Raw genomic sequence first — 16,348 nt, 5'->3', positions numbered from 1 at the left:
GCAACTAAAAGACGGGTTTCCTTGAAATTTACATATTTTAAACAATTTATTGACCAATATCATTAAATCGATACAATCGCCCGTTTTATTGTTTAAAATATTTAAAACGAAAGGATAAAATAATCCCAACCACCCTCACGGGCAATTGGGACTCTGAATATTTATTTATCCGAAAACTGTGTTATCAAATACCAGCGGCGGCAATCCACTCGTAAACGCAGCTTGCTACGCCGAACAGGGCGATACCTGCCGTGCAGATGGCCAGGGCCATCTTGGTATTAGCATCGCTCTGGAATGTGGGCAGTGGACTGTCGGTCTTGGTGATGTACATGGCCTTGACAATGAGCAGATAGTAGTAAAGTGATACTACGGTGTTAACCAAGGCGATAAATACCACGCCATAGGCCATGGGCTCGCCATTCTGCACACCTGCCATGAACACAAAGAACTTAGAGAACATACCTGCAAAAGGTGGAATACCAGCCAACGAGAACAGAGCCAGCGTCATGAGGAACGACAGCTTGGGGTTGGTCTGATAGAAGCCGTTGTAAGCAGCCATATCGGTACGACCATTGTTATTCTGCTCTACCACGTTGATAACGGTGAACACGGCCATATTGGCTACGATGTAAACCAGCACGTAGTAAGTAAGTGCGGCTACACCCAGCTGACCATTGCCTACCACTGCCAGCATGATATAACCGGCCTGTGATATAGAGCTGAACGCCATGAAGCGCTTGAGCTCGCTCTGACGGATGGCAAACAGGTTGGCCACGGTGATTGAGAGCACGATAACGATATAGAGCATGTAGTTCCAGTACTCAACCATAGGCGCGAAGGCCTTCATCAGGATGGTGCACAGTGTGATGGCAGCAGCACCCTTAGAGATGACACTCAGGTAACCGGTAACTGGTGTAGGCGCACCCTGATAGGTATCGGCTGTCCAGAAGTGGAAAGGCACCAACGAAATCTTGAAGCCCAGACCACTGAAGAAGAATACCAGACCCATGATGCACAGGGGCGAGTTAGATACGGCGGCACAAACATCGTCGAAGTACAGTGTACCTGTAGCAGCGTAGATGAATGAGATACCGAACAGCATCACACCGCTTGAGAAGGTAGCTACCAGAATGTACTTGGCGGCTCCTTCGGCACTCTCCTTGCGATGACGATCGAAAGCCACCATACAGGCCAGGGGCACTGAAGCCATCTCCAAGCCTAAGAAGAACAGCAGGAACGAGCCTGACGACATCATCATGAACATACCCAGCAGGGTGCTCACGATCAGCATGTAGAACTCGCCAGCAAGGCGCTTCTGGCTCTCAACCCACTTCTGGGCCATAATAACTACGACCAATGTACCGAAGGTAAGGATCGCCTTCATCACATTGATGGCTGGTGTGACTACATACAGTCCACCAAAAGCACTAATGGGCTCTGGATGGTTTGAAGCAGCTAAGACACATGTACCCAGCACGATAACCAGTGGACCTGCCAAAGCAGAACCAAGGATATTTGTTTTCGACTCGCTCTTAAACAGACAGAAGTCAGCAAAGAACGCGATGATCAACGTTATAACCAGAAATACCTCTGGCGTCATCTGTAAGAAATCAGAATAATTCATATCTTTTCTACCTCCTTACTTTACATTACACCAATTGACTCCAAGATTGTACCTGCTGCAGGCGAAATCATATCGCTTACCCAGAATGGGAACGAACCCAGACCGGCCACACAGAAAATCAGGCAGATAACAGCCACGCGCTCATCCCATGTAGCATCGGTGAGCTCGAGGAAGTGCTTGTTCTCTACCTCGCCATACAGAATCTTACCAACCACACGCAGGATGTAAACTGCTGTTACAACAATCGACATACATGCGATGATGGTAGCCACCATGCGGAACGAGGTGTTGGGGTCGCCACTGAGTGGGTGAGCACCAAACGAACCTACGAAGATGGTCATCTCGGCAATGAAACCAGAGAAACCAGGCAAACCAAGGTTAGCCAGACCGGCGATGACATAGCCAACAGCCAGGAAAGGCATAATCTTCATCAATCCAGCCAGCTCGCGGATGTCACGGGTATGTGTACGACCGTAGATCATACCGATGAGGGCGAAGAACAGGGCTGTCATCAGACCGTGTGAGAGCATCTGCAGCACAGCGCCGGTCACAGCAGTCTGACTCATCATCAGCAGGGCAAACAGTACCAGTCCGCAGTGCGAAACCGAAGAGTAAGCATTGATATACTTCAGGTCGGTCTGTACGCAGGCAGAGAGGGCACCGTAAACCACTGAGATAGTGGTGAGGATGAGGAAGATCCACGAGAGATCCTGAGCAGCCTCAGGCAACAGATACATGGCTACACGGAAGCAACCGTAACCTCCCAACTTCATCAGTACACCAGCGTGCAGCATTGATACGGCTGTAGGGGCTGAAGCGTGACCATCGGGGCTCCATGTGTGGAATGGGAACAGGGCGCCCAGCACACCGAATCCGATGAAGATGAAGGGGAAGAAGATGTTCTGGATATGTCCAGGAATGCAGTGGTTAGCTGCAATCGTAGTCAACTCGAAGGTGTAGTTGCCGCTGTAGATACCGTTGAAGTAGTAGATACCCAGCAAGCCAAGGATCAACAGGGCCGAGCCTCCCATCAGCATCAGGGTAAGCTTCATGGCCGAGTACTCCTTGCGACCTGAACCCCATACACCAATCAACAGGTACATAGGAATCAGAGCCACCTCGTAGAACATAAACATAGTGAACAGGTCGGTAGAGATAAAGAAGCCATACACACCCGTAGAAAGCAGGGTGAACCACAAGAAGTACTCCTTGGTGAGTGGCTTCAGCTGCCATGAGGCAAAGGTACCGGTGAACACGATGATGCTAGAAAGCAGCAACATCACCACTGAGATACCGTCGACACCAACGCTGTAAGCGATATTCAAAGGCTTGAACCAAGGCGTGCTATAGGTGAGCAGCATCTCGGCTGTGTTACCTGCTGCACGCTCCTGAATAAAGTAGATGGTTAACCAGACAGAGAGGGCCAACAGACACGAAGCTCCCGTTACCATCACACCACGCACCTGATTAACGTTCTTGGCCAGCCAGAGGCCCACCAGCATCAGGGCTGGAATTATTACGAAAATACTTAATATACTCATATCTTTAGATGCATAAAAGGATTAATGTCAGGGCCACAGTACCCGTGATAAACCATACGGCATACTGGCGTACATCGCCACTCTGCCAGCTACGGATACTCTCACCAGCCTCGTTAGCACCCCATGCCAGGAAGTTAAAGGTGCCATCAACCACGTGACGGTCGAACCAGGCAATAGGTGTAGATACCAGACGGAAGATGATGCGATGTGTTACATACTGCCAGATCTCGTCCTGATAGAAACGCTTGTAGGCTGCGCGATGCAGCTTGGGGAAGGTAGCATACAGGCGGTCGGCAATAGGCTGCTGCTCACCCTTATAGATATAGGTGGCCAGACAGATGCTCAGGATCGCAATCACAGTAGAGGTAGCAGCAATCTGTATGTTGAAGTGGATGGTGTAATCAGTACCGGCAGCACTGACGAAACTACCGAACGAACCGCCCCACTCTGCAAAACCTGCAATCGTAGTGTAAACACCCACACCAACGGTGATCACTGTCAGCACAATCAAGGGGATTGTCATGGTGAGTGGTGCCTCGTGTGGGGTGTGATGTGCATGAGCCTCCTTGTTCTCAGTACCCCAGAAGATACCGTAGTACAAGCGGAACATGTAGAAGGCGGTCATGGCAGCGATACCAGTCATAATCCAACCTACCACCGGACTGTACTCCATGCAGGCAGTGATAATCTCATCCTTTGAGCTGAAGCCCGAGAAGAAGGGGATACCAGCGATGGCCAGACATGAAATCAGGAAGGTGATATGTGTGATAGGCATGTACTTGCGCAAGCCACCCATCAGCGCCATCTCGTTGCTGTGTACAGCGTGGATGATACAACCGGCACCCAGGAACAGGCAAGCCTTGAACATAGCATGAGTAAACAGGTGGAACATACCAGCCATATAACCCAGCTGAGCGTGGTTATCGAGGATAGCACCATGGTGTCCGGGCAGTGATACACCCAGAGCCACCATCATGAAGGCAATCTGCGAGATGGTTGAGAAGGCCAGCACACGCTTGATATCGCTCTGGGCGCAAGCCACAGCAGCGGCATAGAAAGCAGTGATGACACCTACCCAAACCACAATGCTCATGGCCTGTGGGGCATACTCAATCCACAAGGGGAACATACGTGCAATCTGGAACACACCAGCTACCACCATGGTAGCAGCGTGGATCAGGGCCGATACAGGTGTAGGACCCTCCATGGCATCGGGCAGCCAGATGTGCAGAGGGAACATGGCACTCTTACCGGCACCACCGATAAACATCAGTACCAGTGCAGTAGGAATGATGAAACCACCGGCAGCCACAGCCTTAGCCAGGTTACCCTCGATGAAAGGTGTGGTACCCTGTCCCATCACGATGTCGCCAGCGAAGTTAAAGCTGAACGAGTCAACGAAGTAACCGAATGTCAGGATACCTACCAGGAAGAACATATCGGCAAAGCGGGTCACGATGAATGCCTTCTTTGAGGCAGCGATGGCAGGCTTCAAAGGATAGTAGAAGCCGATGAGCAGGTATGAGCTCACACCTACCAACTCCCAGAACATGTACATCTGGAAGATGTTGGTGGCCAGTACCAATCCCAGCATCGACATGGTGAACAGTGAGAGGAAGGCGTAGTAACGCTGGAATCCCTTCTCACCATGCATATAGCCGAATGAGTAGATATGAACCATCAGTGATACGGTCGAGATCACAATCAGCATCATCACGCTGATAGGATCCAACAGGATACCGAGGTCGAAATGCAGGTTACCCAGGGGCAACCAGGTGAAGTTATACGGAACAAAGGTCTGATACACGCCATTCACACGGTCCAGTCCGAAGAAGTACTGGAAAGCGGTGATATAAGAGAGTATCGTAACCATTCCCAATGAGCAGGTACCGATGAGTCCGGCCACCTTATGCTGCATCTTCATGCCAGCCAGTCCAAGAACAATGAACGACAGCAGTGGCAGAAGCATGATAAATATTGTGTAACTAAACATAATTATCAATTTTCAATTATCAATTATCAATTACTACTTATCGTTTCATATTCTGGATAGCCTCAACGCTGTCGCTCTTGAACTTGCGATACACGTTGATGATAATAGCGATGGCAACTGCACTCTCGGCAGCAGCCACACCAATCACGAAGAGTGTCATGAACATGCCCTCCATGCCCTCTGGATAGAGCAGACGGTTGATGGCGGCAAAGTTGATATCAACGGCGTTGAGAACCAGCTCAACCGAGATGAGCATGGCAATCAGGTTGCGACGTGTGGTGAAACCATATACACCGATAAAGAACAACAGGGCACTCAGTGCGAAATAACATTCTACTGGAATCATGCTTTATCCTCCTTTCTTGCTACAACCAAGCCACCGATGATACATGCCAGCAGGAATACTGAGATGAACTCGAAAGGCAGTACATACTGATATTTACCCGAACCAACGAGAGCAGTACCAATCTCCTTCATAGGTACCTCTACGCCAGCAATCTCCTGTGTATAGAAACCAGTCTTAAGCAGAATCAGGCCTACTACCACCAGACCAGCCAGAGCGGCCAGGGCGCCAGTAATCATCTTGCTACTCTTAACTCGCTCCTCCAAACCCTGAAGGGTGCGCTTGCTTACCAACTGGATGGCAAACACATAGATCATCGTAACGCCACCGGCATATACGCTAATCTGAGCGGCTCCAAGGAAGGTGTAATCCAGCAGGAAGTAGATACCTGCCACACCAAAGAGCACAAACAACATGAATGTTGCGGCTCGCATAATCTTCGTCGTGGTCACACACATCAGTGCCGAAGCAATGATGAATACCGCGAGAATGATAAACATAACTGTATTACCCATAATGCGTTACTTGGTTTTAGTGTTAAACTTACCGACCTGCCATTCGGCACCACCCTCAATCAGGTTGGGCAGAGAGCCGCCAGCGTAAACCTCCTCGTTCAGGTGCAGCACCAGACGAGAGCGGTCGAACACAGCGTTCTCAAAGTCGTTTGTAAACTCGATGGCGTCGAAGTTGCAGGCGTTGGTACACAACTGGCAGAACATGCAGTCGCCCAGATCGTATGCGTAATCATCCAGCACCTTCTTCTTCTTACCTGTCTCAGGATCCTCAGCCATGTGGGCAGTAATCTTGATGGTTCCGTTAGGACAGGCCTTTTCGCACAATGTGCAAGCGGTACACTTGTAGCTGCCGTCCTCGTTGCGCTTGAAGGTCAAGCGACCACGGTGACGCTTTGATACGTGCAGTGTAGTCTTGCGGTTTTCGGGATACTGCTCTGTCGACTTATTGGTGAAGAAATCCTTGAAATACTCCTTCCAAGTAATCTTCATACCTGTAGCCAAAGTCTTCAGGCCGTGTCCGATTTCTCCGAAATATGTTTTGTTATCTTCCATTGCTATACCTTATTTAATATATAAACCTAAAGCTACAACTATAGTCATCAGCACAAGGTTAATCAATCCCAGAGGCATCAAGTACTTCCACTCCAGCTTCAGGATCTGGTCGATACGCAGGCGTGGGAAAGTCCACTTCACCCACATCAGCAACCATACTACCAGCAGGGTCTTGCCAAAGAACCATACGATACCGGGGATGTAGTTCATCACGGTATCAAAGGCGTCAACACCAATGTTGATAGGCGCCCAACCACCCAGGAACACAGCCGAAGCCAGTCCTGCAATAATAAAGAGGTTCAGGAACTCAGCCAGGTAGAAGAAACCGAAGCCCATACCCGAGTACTCAGTGTGGTGACCGGCGGTCAGCTCACTCTCAGCCTCAGCCATATCAAAGGGACCACGGTTAGCCTCGGCATTACCTGCAATCAGGAACACCACAAAGGCGATGATGGCAGGGATATGACCCTGGAAGATCAACCACTTGAAGGCACCTGTCTGAGCCTCTACGATACCACTCATCTGCATGGTACCTGTCAGGATCACAGCAGTAATCAAGCAGAGGCAGAGCGACATCTCGTACGAGATCATCTGAACAGCAGCACGCATGGCCGAAACCACCGAATACTTGTTGTTCGAACCCCAACCAGCCAGGAAGATACCTACCACACCAATAGATGAGATGGCAGTTACCAGGAAGATACCTACATTAAAGTCGAGCACATGGGCACCATTGTTCCAAGGCAGGAAGCTGAAGGTTCCAACCGAAGCAATGATCACCAGCAGTGGTGCTACAGCATACAGCAGCTTATCGGCACGATCCACGAAGAAAATCTCCTTGACGAGCATCTTCAGTACGTCGGCAAAAATCTGCAGGGTACCGTGGAAACCTACACGGGTAGGTCCCAGGCGGCACTGGAAATAAGCGCATACCCAGCGCTCCATCATAATCATCAGCATGGCAATCAGCGCATATCCAGCCAGGATACCAGCGCCAACCAGCACGCACTCAATCAATATCGACCAGAAATCTCCCAAGCCGAGTGTATCGCGCAGGAGAGCGTCGAACCATGTTGTAAATATAGAAAAATCGAACATAACTATCTATCAATATCAGGAATAACAACGTCAATGGCAGCACAAGTGGCAATCAGGTCGGCAATCTTCTGACCACGCAACATGGGGTCGAAAGCACCTACCAGCGAGAGACCCATTGGACGCATCTTCATGCGGTATGGACTCTTGTCGCCACGAGAGTCGAGATAAACACCGAACTCACCAGCCACACCCTCAACCGAGTAGTACCACTGGCCCTCGGGCACCTTGATGATAGGCTTCTGCTTCACGTAGAAGTCACCCTCAGGAATATTGTCGATGAGCTGCTCGATAATGTTCAGGCTCTGGTACATCTCGTTGATGTGAACCAGGTAGCGGTCCATAGAGTCGCAACCAGAAAGTGTGCACTGCTCCCACTCTACCTTGTCGTACATGTCGTATGGGTGGTTCTTACGTACATCACTCTTCCAACCCGAAGCACGTCCGGCAGGACCGGTTACTGCATACGAGATACAGTCCTCCAGGCTCATAGGTCCGCACTTCTCCAAGCGGTTGTGGGTAATCACGTTATCACCAAACACATCCATGTACTCCTTGATCATTGGGCGCAGGTACTTCACCAGTGCCTTTACGTTCGATACAAAGTTAGGATCGATATCATCCTGCAAGCCACCTATTCTATAATAGTTCTGAATCAGGCGTCCGCCGGTGGTCTCCTCCATACAGTTCAGCACATGCTCACGATCGCGCATACCATACAGGAAGGCAGTGAGGGCACCCAGGTCCTGAGCCACACACGAGGTGTACAGCAGGTGACTGTCCAAACGCTGCAGCTCATCCATAATGGTACGGATGTACTTGATACGGTCGGTCAGCTCTACCTCCATGGCCTCCTCAATCACACCTACCAGTGCATGACGATGCTGCATGGCACCCAGGTAGTTCAGTCGGTCGGTAAGCGCCAGTGTCTGAGGATAGGTCATACCCTCCCACATCTTCTCGATACCACGGTGGATATAACCGAAGTGAGGATAGATGCGCTTCACGGTCTCACCGTCCAGCACGGTCTGCAAACGCAGCACACCGTGGGTAGCAGGGTGCTGAGGACCGATGTTAATCACATAGTCGTCGGCCTCAAACAGTTTGTTCTGCTTGCACTGCAGCTTACCATCCTTATCCAGATAGTACTCCAGACCGTAGTTAGGCTCTACATCGTCCTCAAGGGTGTACTTATCGTTAAACTCCCAGTCCTTACGGAAGGGGTGACCCTTGAAGTCGGTACGCAGGAACAAGCGACGCATATCCTTATGCCCCAGGAACACGATGCCGAAGAAATCGTAAACCTCGCGCTCCAGCAGGTCGGCCACTTTCCAGATATCTGATACAGTAGGGATATAAGGGGTGTCGTTCTGAGTCTGGGCCAGCTGCTTCACAGCACAACGCTCATGGGTATTGGTATTCTCCAGGATATACACACAACCCAGGCCTTCCTCTCCACTACGCTCGAGCTCTGCTCGCTCGCTACCAACGGGACGCGAGAAATCCTCACCTACGATAGTCACAAGATAGTCAAAGCCTTTCTTGCTCTTCAAGTTCTGCATCTCCGAGGCGAACTTGTCAAAATCAAAACTCAAGAATTCTAATTTCATGCCTTGTCCTCCCCGTTCTTTAATTCTTCAACAAACTCCTGTGGCACATCGGTAACCACGATGGGCTCGCGACGATGATCACCCAGGTTGTTACGGAATGTCAACTCCTCGTTAGATACGCCCAGCTCGCGCTCCTCAGCGGTCTGCTTGTGGTTAGCACCTCCAAAGAATTTCTCTACCTTCACCTTACGCTGCAGCTGCATCATACCATACATGATGGCCTCTGGACGTGGGGGACAGCCAGGGATGAACACATCCACGGGCACAATCTCCTCGATACCCTTCACTACATGGTAGCTCGACTTGAAAGGTCCACCGCTGATGGCGCATCCACCAACAGCTACCACATACTTAGGCTCAGCCATCTGGTCGTACAAACGCTTCAGGGCTGGGGCCATCTTGTGGGTGATGGTACCTGCACACATAATCAGGTCGGCCTGTCGTGGTGAGTTACGTGTTACCTCGAAACCGAATCGGGCAAAGTCGTAACGTGAGCAACCACAAGCCATAAACTCAATACCACAGCACGATGTTGCAAAGGTGAGCGACCACAGTGAGTTACTACGTCCCCAGTTAATCAACTGGTCCAACGAACCTGTAACCACGTTCACGCCACCCTCATGCAGCTCGTCGATAATCTTCTCCAACGACTCGTTGTCGTTCCACTCCTCGTAAGGAATGCTCTTGATGTGGGGCTTTCTTACTTCCATTCGAGATCTCCTTTCCGCCAGGCATAAGCCAAGCCTAATACCAGAACTACTAAGAAGAAGCCGATGCTAAGCAGAGCCATTGCGCCGAACTCCTTCACTACCACAGCCCATGGATACAGAAACACCGTTTCCACATCGAACATGAGGAACAAGATGGCAAAGAGATAGAAACCTACCGAAACAGGCAACCATGAGCTGCCGCGGGTAGGAATACCGCTCTCATACGGTTCACCCTTGACCTTTGCGTAGGACCTTGGTCCCAACAGCTTGGCCATCACGTAAGCCGCTACCACCAATGTAATAGCCGTCACCAAGACGGTAATTAACAAAGTAAAGTTCATAAAAAGCTAACTATAATTATTTATAAATGTTTTAATTATTCCATTATCAAGTAGTTACTCACCCATCACCTCTGTGATTGGCTCACCCACACAGGCGTTTGGCTGCTGTATGTGCAGCTTGTGACAAACGGTGGGCGCAATGTCGGTAATGTGTACCTCTCGGCTGGTTTCGCCGTGCTTCACCTTCCAGCCGTAGAACAGCAGGGGGATGTGGGCATCGTAGGGGTTCCACTCGCCATGGGTGGTACCGATGGGCGACGAGTATTTGCTGTTAAAGCCGTACCAGCCGGGCTCCAGCATGAAGATGATATCACCCGAACGGTCGTGGTGATAGCCCTTCAGCACGCGCTCCTTCAGGAAGGCGGGGATAGGTGCTGTGGCAGCCTTCTTAAAGTCGCAGGCAAAAGCCACATGTGGGGTGTTCAGCAACTCCTCCACGATACCATCGCGAAGCGCCTGCTCATCAACGCCCTGTTCACGTATAGCGTCCTTGTCCAGTACCAGACGGTAATCCAGACAGTCCTTAATCACGTTCTTGGTCAATCCGAATCTGGCAGCAATACGACTGGCCGCATTGGCCACATACTCCTCGTCCCACTTAAAGGCGCCACCGGCCAGCTTATGATCAATCATAAACTGATGGTTATGCGCACCACCATGGTCGGCAGTCAGGAACACCAGATAGTTACCCTCGCCTACCTGCTCGTCGAAAGCCTTCAGCAGTTTGGCAATATCCTGATCCAGTCCGAGATAGGCCCCGTCGGTATGCTCACCACGGGTGCCGTACTCATGTCCGATCACATCGGTCTGCGAGAAGCTGATACACAGCATATCCGTCTCTTCACCCTTGCCCAACTGCTCGCCTTTTAAAGCAGCAATGGCCATATCAGCAGTGATATGACCACACAATGGATACAGTCCTACGTTCTTACCCACCTTCTGCAGCTCCTTGTTTTTCTTCAGCTGGGCGTTGTAAGCCTTGGCCCAGTCTGGCAGTTCCTGCATATACCAGGTGCTGCTGATAAACTGTCCGGCTTTGGTATCAATCCAGTAGGCGGCATTGGCACTACGTCCGGCTGGTAGAATGGCTGCACGGTCCTTGTAGCTCACGCCAATCACCTTCGACTTGAAGTCGGTATGCAGTCTCAGCTGGTCGCCAATGGTGGTGGCCAACAGGTTCACGGGCGATGAAGCATCTTTCTTGTCACTACCCACGGTAGTCACGTCGTGATCCTCGCAACTGCTGATCTTCACGCCATTCTTGTAAAAGGCGTTACCACAGATACCATGAAAAGCGGGGGTGGTACCGGTATAAACGCTGGTATGTCCGATGGCAGTAACGGTGGGCAGATAATTAATAAGGCAGTTATTACACGAGTATCCTTGGTTAATGAGGCGCTTCAGTCCGTCCTCCTGATACTGATTGTAATATCTGCCCAGATAATCCCAACGCATCTGATCAACTACGATTCCTACCACGAGCTTAGGGCGCTCGTTAAAGTGCGTTTGTGCCTGTATATCAACGATATAGCACAACGCCATTGCAACGAATAGTATCAATCTTCTCATAATTGGTTGCAAAGGTACGAAAAATCCGCCAAAGTTCCAAATTCTCTGGCGGATTTTTTTACGAGCGCTCGATGATTTCTAAACACATGCGCGTGTTGTGATACGGACACTTCCAGAAACCGGCTTTGTCGTCGGTGGTGTTCAGCAGTCCGTTGGCATGCCTGCTCCAGTACCACTCACCATGCTCAAAGTCTATCAGCTGCTTCTTGATATATTGCCAACATTTTTCAGCACGATTTAAAGCCTCTTCATCGCCGAAATGCTGCCAGATATTATACCAGCCCACCACATTCTCGGCCTGTACCCACCAATGCAGGTCGTCATCCACATGGCCAGTGTCCAGATTGGCCTCGTGTATCAGGGCACCATCAGGTCGCAGACCCTTGGCCGAAGCCTGCGCAACGGCCTGTACAATAGGCTCTACCTTAGCCAGCACATTGGCATCACCCAGCACCAGAGCAGCCTCATGCAACAGCCACGAGCACTCGATATCATGCCCATAGCTCTCCAGGTGTCCGGCACCTCTGGTCCAGTCCATTTCAAAGAACAGATCCAGATGGTTGGTCTCTTCGTTCAGGATCTTATCTGTAAAGATATCTACCAGATTCCGGAGGGCACCTTCCACCATGCTGATGGTCTCCTGGGGCACGCTGATGCCCACCGGCAGAACAGCGCCTAAGGCAGGCACGTAATCACAGCTTTCCTGGGCTTGCACTTCTTTTAAGCATCTGAGAAGATTGGTGTATGGTTCGATAATGTGCAAGTGGGTATTCTGCGATTTGGGGTAGTTGGCATCCAGGTCCGACAAGCGCATATCAGCTATCTCGCCCCACTCGCGCGTGCAGGCCTCAATATAGCCGTTATGCTCGCTGTCAAAAGCGTGCTCCTCTATACAGTCGTACAGGTCCAGCGCATAGTCCAGCGCTTCTCTGTCGCCCGTGGCACGGGCATATTCCGAGAGTCCGTAAATCATAAAGCCGATGGCATAGAACTGCTTCTTGGTGTCCAGCGGGTTTCCCTCGCAATCCACGCTCCAGTACACGCCACCATACTCCTGATCAATGAAATGCTCAATAATATAGTCCTTGGCGCGGGTGGCGGCCTCCAGGTACTCCGGGTGCTTCAGCACACGGAAAGCAGCCGAGAAGGCCCACAATATGCGGGCATTCAGGATAGCGCCTTTCTCGGCATCCTTATGCAACTCGCCGTTGCCGTCCATCCTGCCGTAGAAGCCACCATGCTCATAGTCCATCATCTGGTCGAGCCAGAAACGCAGGATGTTATTCTCCACCACATCCTGCATCTCTCGCTTCAGCATATCTACTTGTCCCATCATTTCTTAATCGGATAAATCCAGGTCAGTACAATAATCAGGCCAGCAATAATAGCTGGGAACAGAGAGAACAGACTCCATACCATCGAGAGTACCGAGTCGGTAATCGAGGCAGGGTCCACCATGGTGTTACCCATGTCGTCGGTAATCATGCTGGCACCAGCCAGACCCAGGAACAGGGCTACCAGCGAACCAGAGATGGCGGTACCGAACTTCTGGGCCATGGTACCCGATGAGAAGATCAATCCGGTGCTCGAGGTACCGTTCTTTTCGGTTGCATAATCAGCCACATCGGCATACATACTCCACAGCAGGGGCGAATACAAGCCGATACCGATCGAGGTAAGCACCACCAGGGCCACCATCACCCAGATATAGCTGGGATCCATGGGCACAAAGAAGAAGGCCACCGAAAAAACAACACAAATCAGGGCAGCTGCCATAAAGGCCTTGCGCTTCGAACCGATCATCTCGGTGAACTTAGGCGATACACCACCGAAAATCATACAAGTTAGCTCACCAAAGGTCATAAACACGGTGTAGTTGATAATCAGTCCGCTCACCGTCACATCGCCATGCAGACAGTATTCCAACAGATAACCAGCCACAGCGTAGCGGAAACCATTAAAAAAGTTCGTACAAATACCGATAAGTGTCAGGATAATCCAGGGCTTGTTCTTAAACAGATCGCCAAACTGCTTGAACTCGAATTTCTCGGCACGTACGGGCTTCAGGCGCTCCTTGGTCAGGAAGCCGCAAGCCAGGGTACCGGCAGCAGCTATCACACCGAAGAAGGCACCCAGCACGGCATACTGGTGCTGCTCGGTACCACCCACCAGTCGCTGCAGGTAAGGGAACGACAGCAGGGTGATAAAACCCATGGCATAGGCACCTACCATACGGAAACTCGAGAACTGGTTCTTCTCGTTGTCGTCATCGGTCATCACACCCAGCAGTGAGCCGTAGGGCACGTTCACAGCGGTGTACAGGGCCATCATCAGCAGGTACAGACTATAAGCCCAGATGCGCTTGCCGGTCAGTCCGAAGTCGGGTGTGTACAGCAGCAGGGCAAACACCAGTCCGAAGGGGATGGCGCCAAAAATCAGCCAGGGACGATAAGTACCCCATTTGCTCTGTGTACGGTCGGCGAGCGAACCCATCAGCGGGTCGGTCACCACATCAAACATACGGGCAATCAGCATCAGCGTGGCCGCATCAGCGAATGTCAGTCCAAACACATTGGTGAAAAACAGCGGGAAGGCAATCGACATGATTTTCCAGGTGATACCACCAGCCGCCGCATCGCCTAAAGCGTAACCTATTTTTTCTTTTAAACTAGCCATAGTTTAATTATACTATTTTTAAATTTTTACATTCCTATTTTTGGCCACGAGTCGCTTGATGGTCTCCACGCTTGCAGCGGTATAATAACCATCCTCAGGGGTGTTCATACAGTAATCGATAAGCTTATCGATGGTCGATGTAGCCACATGCATGCGGGTATCGGCCGAGGCATAGTAGATAAACACCTTGCCGTCGGCATCAGCTATCCAACCGTTGGCAAACGCCACATTCATCACATCACCGTAATACTCGTTGCCCTCGGGCACCAGGAAGTAGCCACCGGGACGCGCAATCACCTTCGTGGGGTCGTCCAGAGCCGTCATATACATATACAGCACGTAACGCAATCCGTCGGCCGTGGCACGTACACCATGGGCCAGGTGCAACCATCCCTTGGGCGTTTTGATGGGGTGTGGACCCTCACCATTCTTCACCTCGGTGATGGTGTGGTATTTGCGCTCGTAGATAATCGTCTCATCCTTGATCTCAGCGTGGGTGATGTCATCCACCAGCGCCCAGCCGATACCACCACCGCTACCGGTGTCGATAAAGCCATCCTGCGGACGGGTATAGAAGGCGTATTTTCCGTTCACGAACTCGGGGTGCAGCACCACATTACGCTGCTGACTCTTGGTCTTCAGGTCGGGCAGTCGGAACCAGGTCTTCAGGTCCTTGGTACGGGCGATACCGGCAGTAGCGGTGGCAGCACTCAGGTCGCCAGGCTGCGAGTCGTCATGACGCTCGGCACAGAACACACCGTATATCCAACCATCCTCATGCTGGGTCAGACGCATATCGTAGATGTTGGTAGCAGGCACCACATCATCCGGCATGGTGATGGGCTCGTCCCAGAAACGGAAGTTGTCGATACCGTTAGGACTCTCTGCCACCGCAAAGTAGCTCTTGCGGTCAGCACCCTCTACACGGGCCACCAGACAGTACTTTCCCTGCCACTTGATGGCACCCGCATTCAGCGTCGCATTGCACATAATGCGTTGCATCAGGTACGGGTTGTCCTGCTCGCTGAAGTCGTACTTCCACTCCAGGGGCACGTGTTCAGCGGTCAACACCGGGTTCTTGTACTTCTCGTAAATCCCATTTCCCCACTCCAGGGGTTCGTTCTTCTTGGCCAGCAGCTCCTCATGATGCTGTCTGAGGGCTGCCACCTTCTGTTCAAATTCGCTCATATCTTATTTAATGATTATTTCATTTTTAATTATCGATGGTCGTTTTTATTGTTATCGATTGTCGTTTATAATTCAATTTTAAGTTTACCGCTGCAAAGTTACGACAACTTTCTCAAACCGCAATACTTTTTTTTGCTCAATCATTACACTTTTCCACCAAACCCATGCCTCATTCCGCCCCTGTAAGGGGCTCATAACCTAGCGTAGGGGTTTACCCCTACGTAATTGCCCATTATTCCCCCCTCTCTCTTCATTCCGCTCGTCGGGGCCATCCACCCCACTCACGCCCCGCTCGCTAAACCGCTCGCTCCATCCCACCCTCGCTCTTTGGGGGCTACTCGCCCCCACCCGCGCGGCAAACCCCTCGATTTTAATTGTCCTCCCATTCCGCTCGTCGGGGCTTTCCGCCCCTTGCCGCGGGGCGCTCCCCGAGTGTTTTTGCATGGTATTAGGTATTGGATAACCCCAACGGGGTTTAATAACACAGCGTAGGGCCTTGGCCCTATGAACAATGGTACACCACACAAATCCCGCCCCTGTAGGGGGCTCATAACCCAGCGTAGGGCCTTGGCCCTACGAACAATGCCCATT

Annotated in this window: 14 protein-coding genes; all 14 read right to left on the bottom strand. The window is 51.1% G+C overall.

Translation table 11 applies throughout. From position 1 onward, the window contains the following. Positions 1–184: 184 nt before the first annotated feature. The 14 genes from T500_RS0111200 to T500_RS0111135 are packed head-to-tail and all read right to left on the bottom strand — an operon-like array spanning position 185 to position 15,757. The gene (locus T500_RS0111200; RefSeq protein ID WP_028908184.1) at positions 185–1,624 is read right to left on the bottom strand and encodes an NADH-quinone oxidoreductase subunit N; all 1,440 of its coding nucleotides are present in this window, start codon (positions 1,622–1,624) and stop codon (positions 185–187) included. 20 nt (positions 1,625–1,644) lie between these two features. Further along, on the bottom strand, positions 1,645–3,165 hold the full coding sequence (locus tag T500_RS0111195; protein WP_013064082.1) for a NuoM family protein: 1,521 nt from the start codon (positions 3,163–3,165) through the stop codon (positions 1,645–1,647). 4 nt (positions 3,166–3,169) lie between these two features. Continuing rightward, complete coding sequence (gene nuoL, locus T500_RS0111190) at positions 3,170–5,158, bottom strand: NADH-quinone oxidoreductase subunit L (protein ID WP_196243511.1); 1,989 nt, start codon at positions 5,156–5,158, stop codon at positions 3,170–3,172. Positions 5,159–5,195: 37 nt separating this feature from the next. Continuing rightward, positions 5,196–5,504, bottom strand: a complete 309-nt coding sequence (gene nuoK, locus T500_RS0111185; RefSeq protein ID WP_028908182.1) for an NADH-quinone oxidoreductase subunit NuoK — start codon at positions 5,502–5,504, stop codon at positions 5,196–5,198. Beyond that, positions 5,501–6,016 (bottom strand): NADH-quinone oxidoreductase subunit J, encoded by a 516-nt coding sequence (locus T500_RS0111180; protein ID WP_013065044.1) that lies wholly within the window; start codon positions 6,014–6,016, stop codon positions 5,501–5,503. Before T500_RS0111180 ends, nuoK begins: the two co-directional genes overlap by 4 nt. A 6-nt stretch (positions 6,017–6,022) precedes the next feature. Continuing rightward, positions 6,023–6,568, bottom strand: coding sequence for a 4Fe-4S dicluster domain-containing protein (locus T500_RS0111175; RefSeq protein ID WP_013064037.1), 546 nt, complete (start codon positions 6,566–6,568; stop codon positions 6,023–6,025). A 9-nt stretch (positions 6,569–6,577) separates the two neighbouring features. After that, the gene (nuoH, locus tag T500_RS0111170; RefSeq protein ID WP_028908181.1) at positions 6,578–7,666 is read right to left on the bottom strand and encodes an NADH-quinone oxidoreductase subunit NuoH; all 1,089 of its coding nucleotides are present in this window, start codon (positions 7,664–7,666) and stop codon (positions 6,578–6,580) included. Positions 7,667–7,668: 2 nt separating this feature from the next. After that, positions 7,669–9,273 carry an NADH-quinone oxidoreductase subunit C gene (locus T500_RS0111165; protein ID WP_028908180.1) on the bottom strand — a complete coding sequence of 535 codons (1,605 nt, stop codon included), beginning with the start codon at positions 9,271–9,273 and terminating at the stop codon, positions 7,669–7,671. Beyond that, a complete protein-coding gene (locus T500_RS0111160; RefSeq protein ID WP_028908179.1) occupies positions 9,270–9,983 on the bottom strand; it encodes an NADH-quinone oxidoreductase subunit B in 714 nt (237 codons plus the stop codon). Before T500_RS0111160 ends, T500_RS0111165 begins: the two co-directional genes overlap by 4 nt. Next, positions 9,974–10,324, bottom strand: a complete 351-nt coding sequence (locus T500_RS0111155) for an NADH-quinone oxidoreductase subunit A (RefSeq protein WP_028908178.1) — start codon at positions 10,322–10,324, stop codon at positions 9,974–9,976. The genes T500_RS0111160 and T500_RS0111155 overlap by 10 nt, the downstream gene beginning before the upstream one ends. Before the next feature lie 54 nt (positions 10,325–10,378). Further along, on the bottom strand, positions 10,379–11,893 hold the full coding sequence (locus T500_RS0111150) for an alkaline phosphatase family protein (RefSeq protein ID WP_028908177.1): 1,515 nt from the start codon (positions 11,891–11,893) through the stop codon (positions 10,379–10,381). A 58-nt stretch (positions 11,894–11,951) separates the two neighbouring features. Continuing rightward, positions 11,952–13,229, bottom strand: coding sequence for an AGE family epimerase/isomerase (locus T500_RS0111145; RefSeq protein ID WP_028908176.1), 1,278 nt, complete (start codon positions 13,227–13,229; stop codon positions 11,952–11,954). Then, positions 13,226–14,569 carry an MFS transporter gene (locus T500_RS0111140; protein WP_028908175.1) on the bottom strand — a complete coding sequence of 448 codons (1,344 nt, stop codon included), beginning with the start codon at positions 14,567–14,569 and terminating at the stop codon, positions 13,226–13,228. Before T500_RS0111140 ends, T500_RS0111145 begins: the two co-directional genes overlap by 4 nt. A gap of 18 nt (positions 14,570–14,587) precedes the next feature. Beyond that, entirely contained in the window at positions 14,588–15,757 is a 1,170-nt protein-coding gene (locus T500_RS0111135; RefSeq protein WP_028908174.1) for a glycosidase, read from the bottom strand. Positions 15,758–16,348: the final 591 nt, after the last annotated feature.

Origin of the sequence: Xylanibacter ruminicola Ga6B6 (assembly GCF_000687715.1) — a bacterium.
Taxonomy (GTDB): Bacteria; Bacteroidota; Bacteroidia; order Bacteroidales; family Bacteroidaceae; genus Prevotella; species Prevotella ruminicola_B.
The sequence above is the reverse complement of the archived record's forward strand: the minus strand, read 5'-3'. Positions and strand labels throughout refer to the sequence as shown.

Excerpts from the sequence above, each read along its gene's own strand:
- nuoH (WP_028908181.1), bottom strand. The coding sequence starts at position 7,666 with ATGTTCGATTTTTCTATATTTACAACATGGTTCGACGCTCTCCTGCGC.
- T500_RS0111160 (WP_028908179.1), bottom strand. The coding sequence starts at position 9,983 with ATGGAAGTAAGAAAGCCCCACATCAAGAGCATTCCTTACGAGGAGTGG.
- T500_RS0111200 (WP_028908184.1), bottom strand. The coding sequence starts at position 1,624 with ATGAATTATTCTGATTTCTTACAGATGACGCCAGAGGTATTTCTGGTT.
- nuoL (WP_196243511.1), bottom strand. The coding sequence starts at position 5,158 with ATGTTTAGTTACACAATATTTATCATGCTTCTGCCACTGCTGTCGTTC.
- T500_RS0111180 (WP_013065044.1), bottom strand. The coding sequence starts at position 6,016 with ATGGGTAATACAGTTATGTTTATCATTCTCGCGGTATTCATCATTGCT.
- T500_RS0111155 (WP_028908178.1), bottom strand. The coding sequence starts at position 10,324 with ATGAACTTTACTTTGTTAATTACCGTCTTGGTGACGGCTATTACATTG.
- T500_RS0111175 (WP_013064037.1), bottom strand. The coding sequence starts at position 6,568 with ATGGAAGATAACAAAACATATTTCGGAGAAATCGGACACGGCCTGAAG.
- T500_RS0111165 (WP_028908180.1), bottom strand. The coding sequence starts at position 9,273 with ATGAAATTAGAATTCTTGAGTTTTGATTTTGACAAGTTCGCCTCGGAG.
- T500_RS0111145 (WP_028908176.1), bottom strand. The coding sequence starts at position 13,229 with ATGATGGGACAAGTAGATATGCTGAAGCGAGAGATGCAGGATGTGGTG.
- T500_RS0111135 (WP_028908174.1), bottom strand. The coding sequence starts at position 15,757 with ATGAGCGAATTTGAACAGAAGGTGGCAGCCCTCAGACAGCATCATGAG.
- T500_RS0111140 (WP_028908175.1), bottom strand. The coding sequence starts at position 14,569 with ATGGCTAGTTTAAAAGAAAAAATAGGTTACGCTTTAGGCGATGCGGCG.
- T500_RS0111195 (WP_013064082.1), bottom strand. The coding sequence starts at position 3,165 with ATGAGTATATTAAGTATTTTCGTAATAATTCCAGCCCTGATGCTGGTG.
- nuoK (WP_028908182.1), bottom strand. The coding sequence starts at position 5,504 with ATGATTCCAGTAGAATGTTATTTCGCACTGAGTGCCCTGTTGTTCTTT.
- T500_RS0111150 (WP_028908177.1), bottom strand. The coding sequence starts at position 11,893 with ATGAGAAGATTGATACTATTCGTTGCAATGGCGTTGTGCTATATCGTT.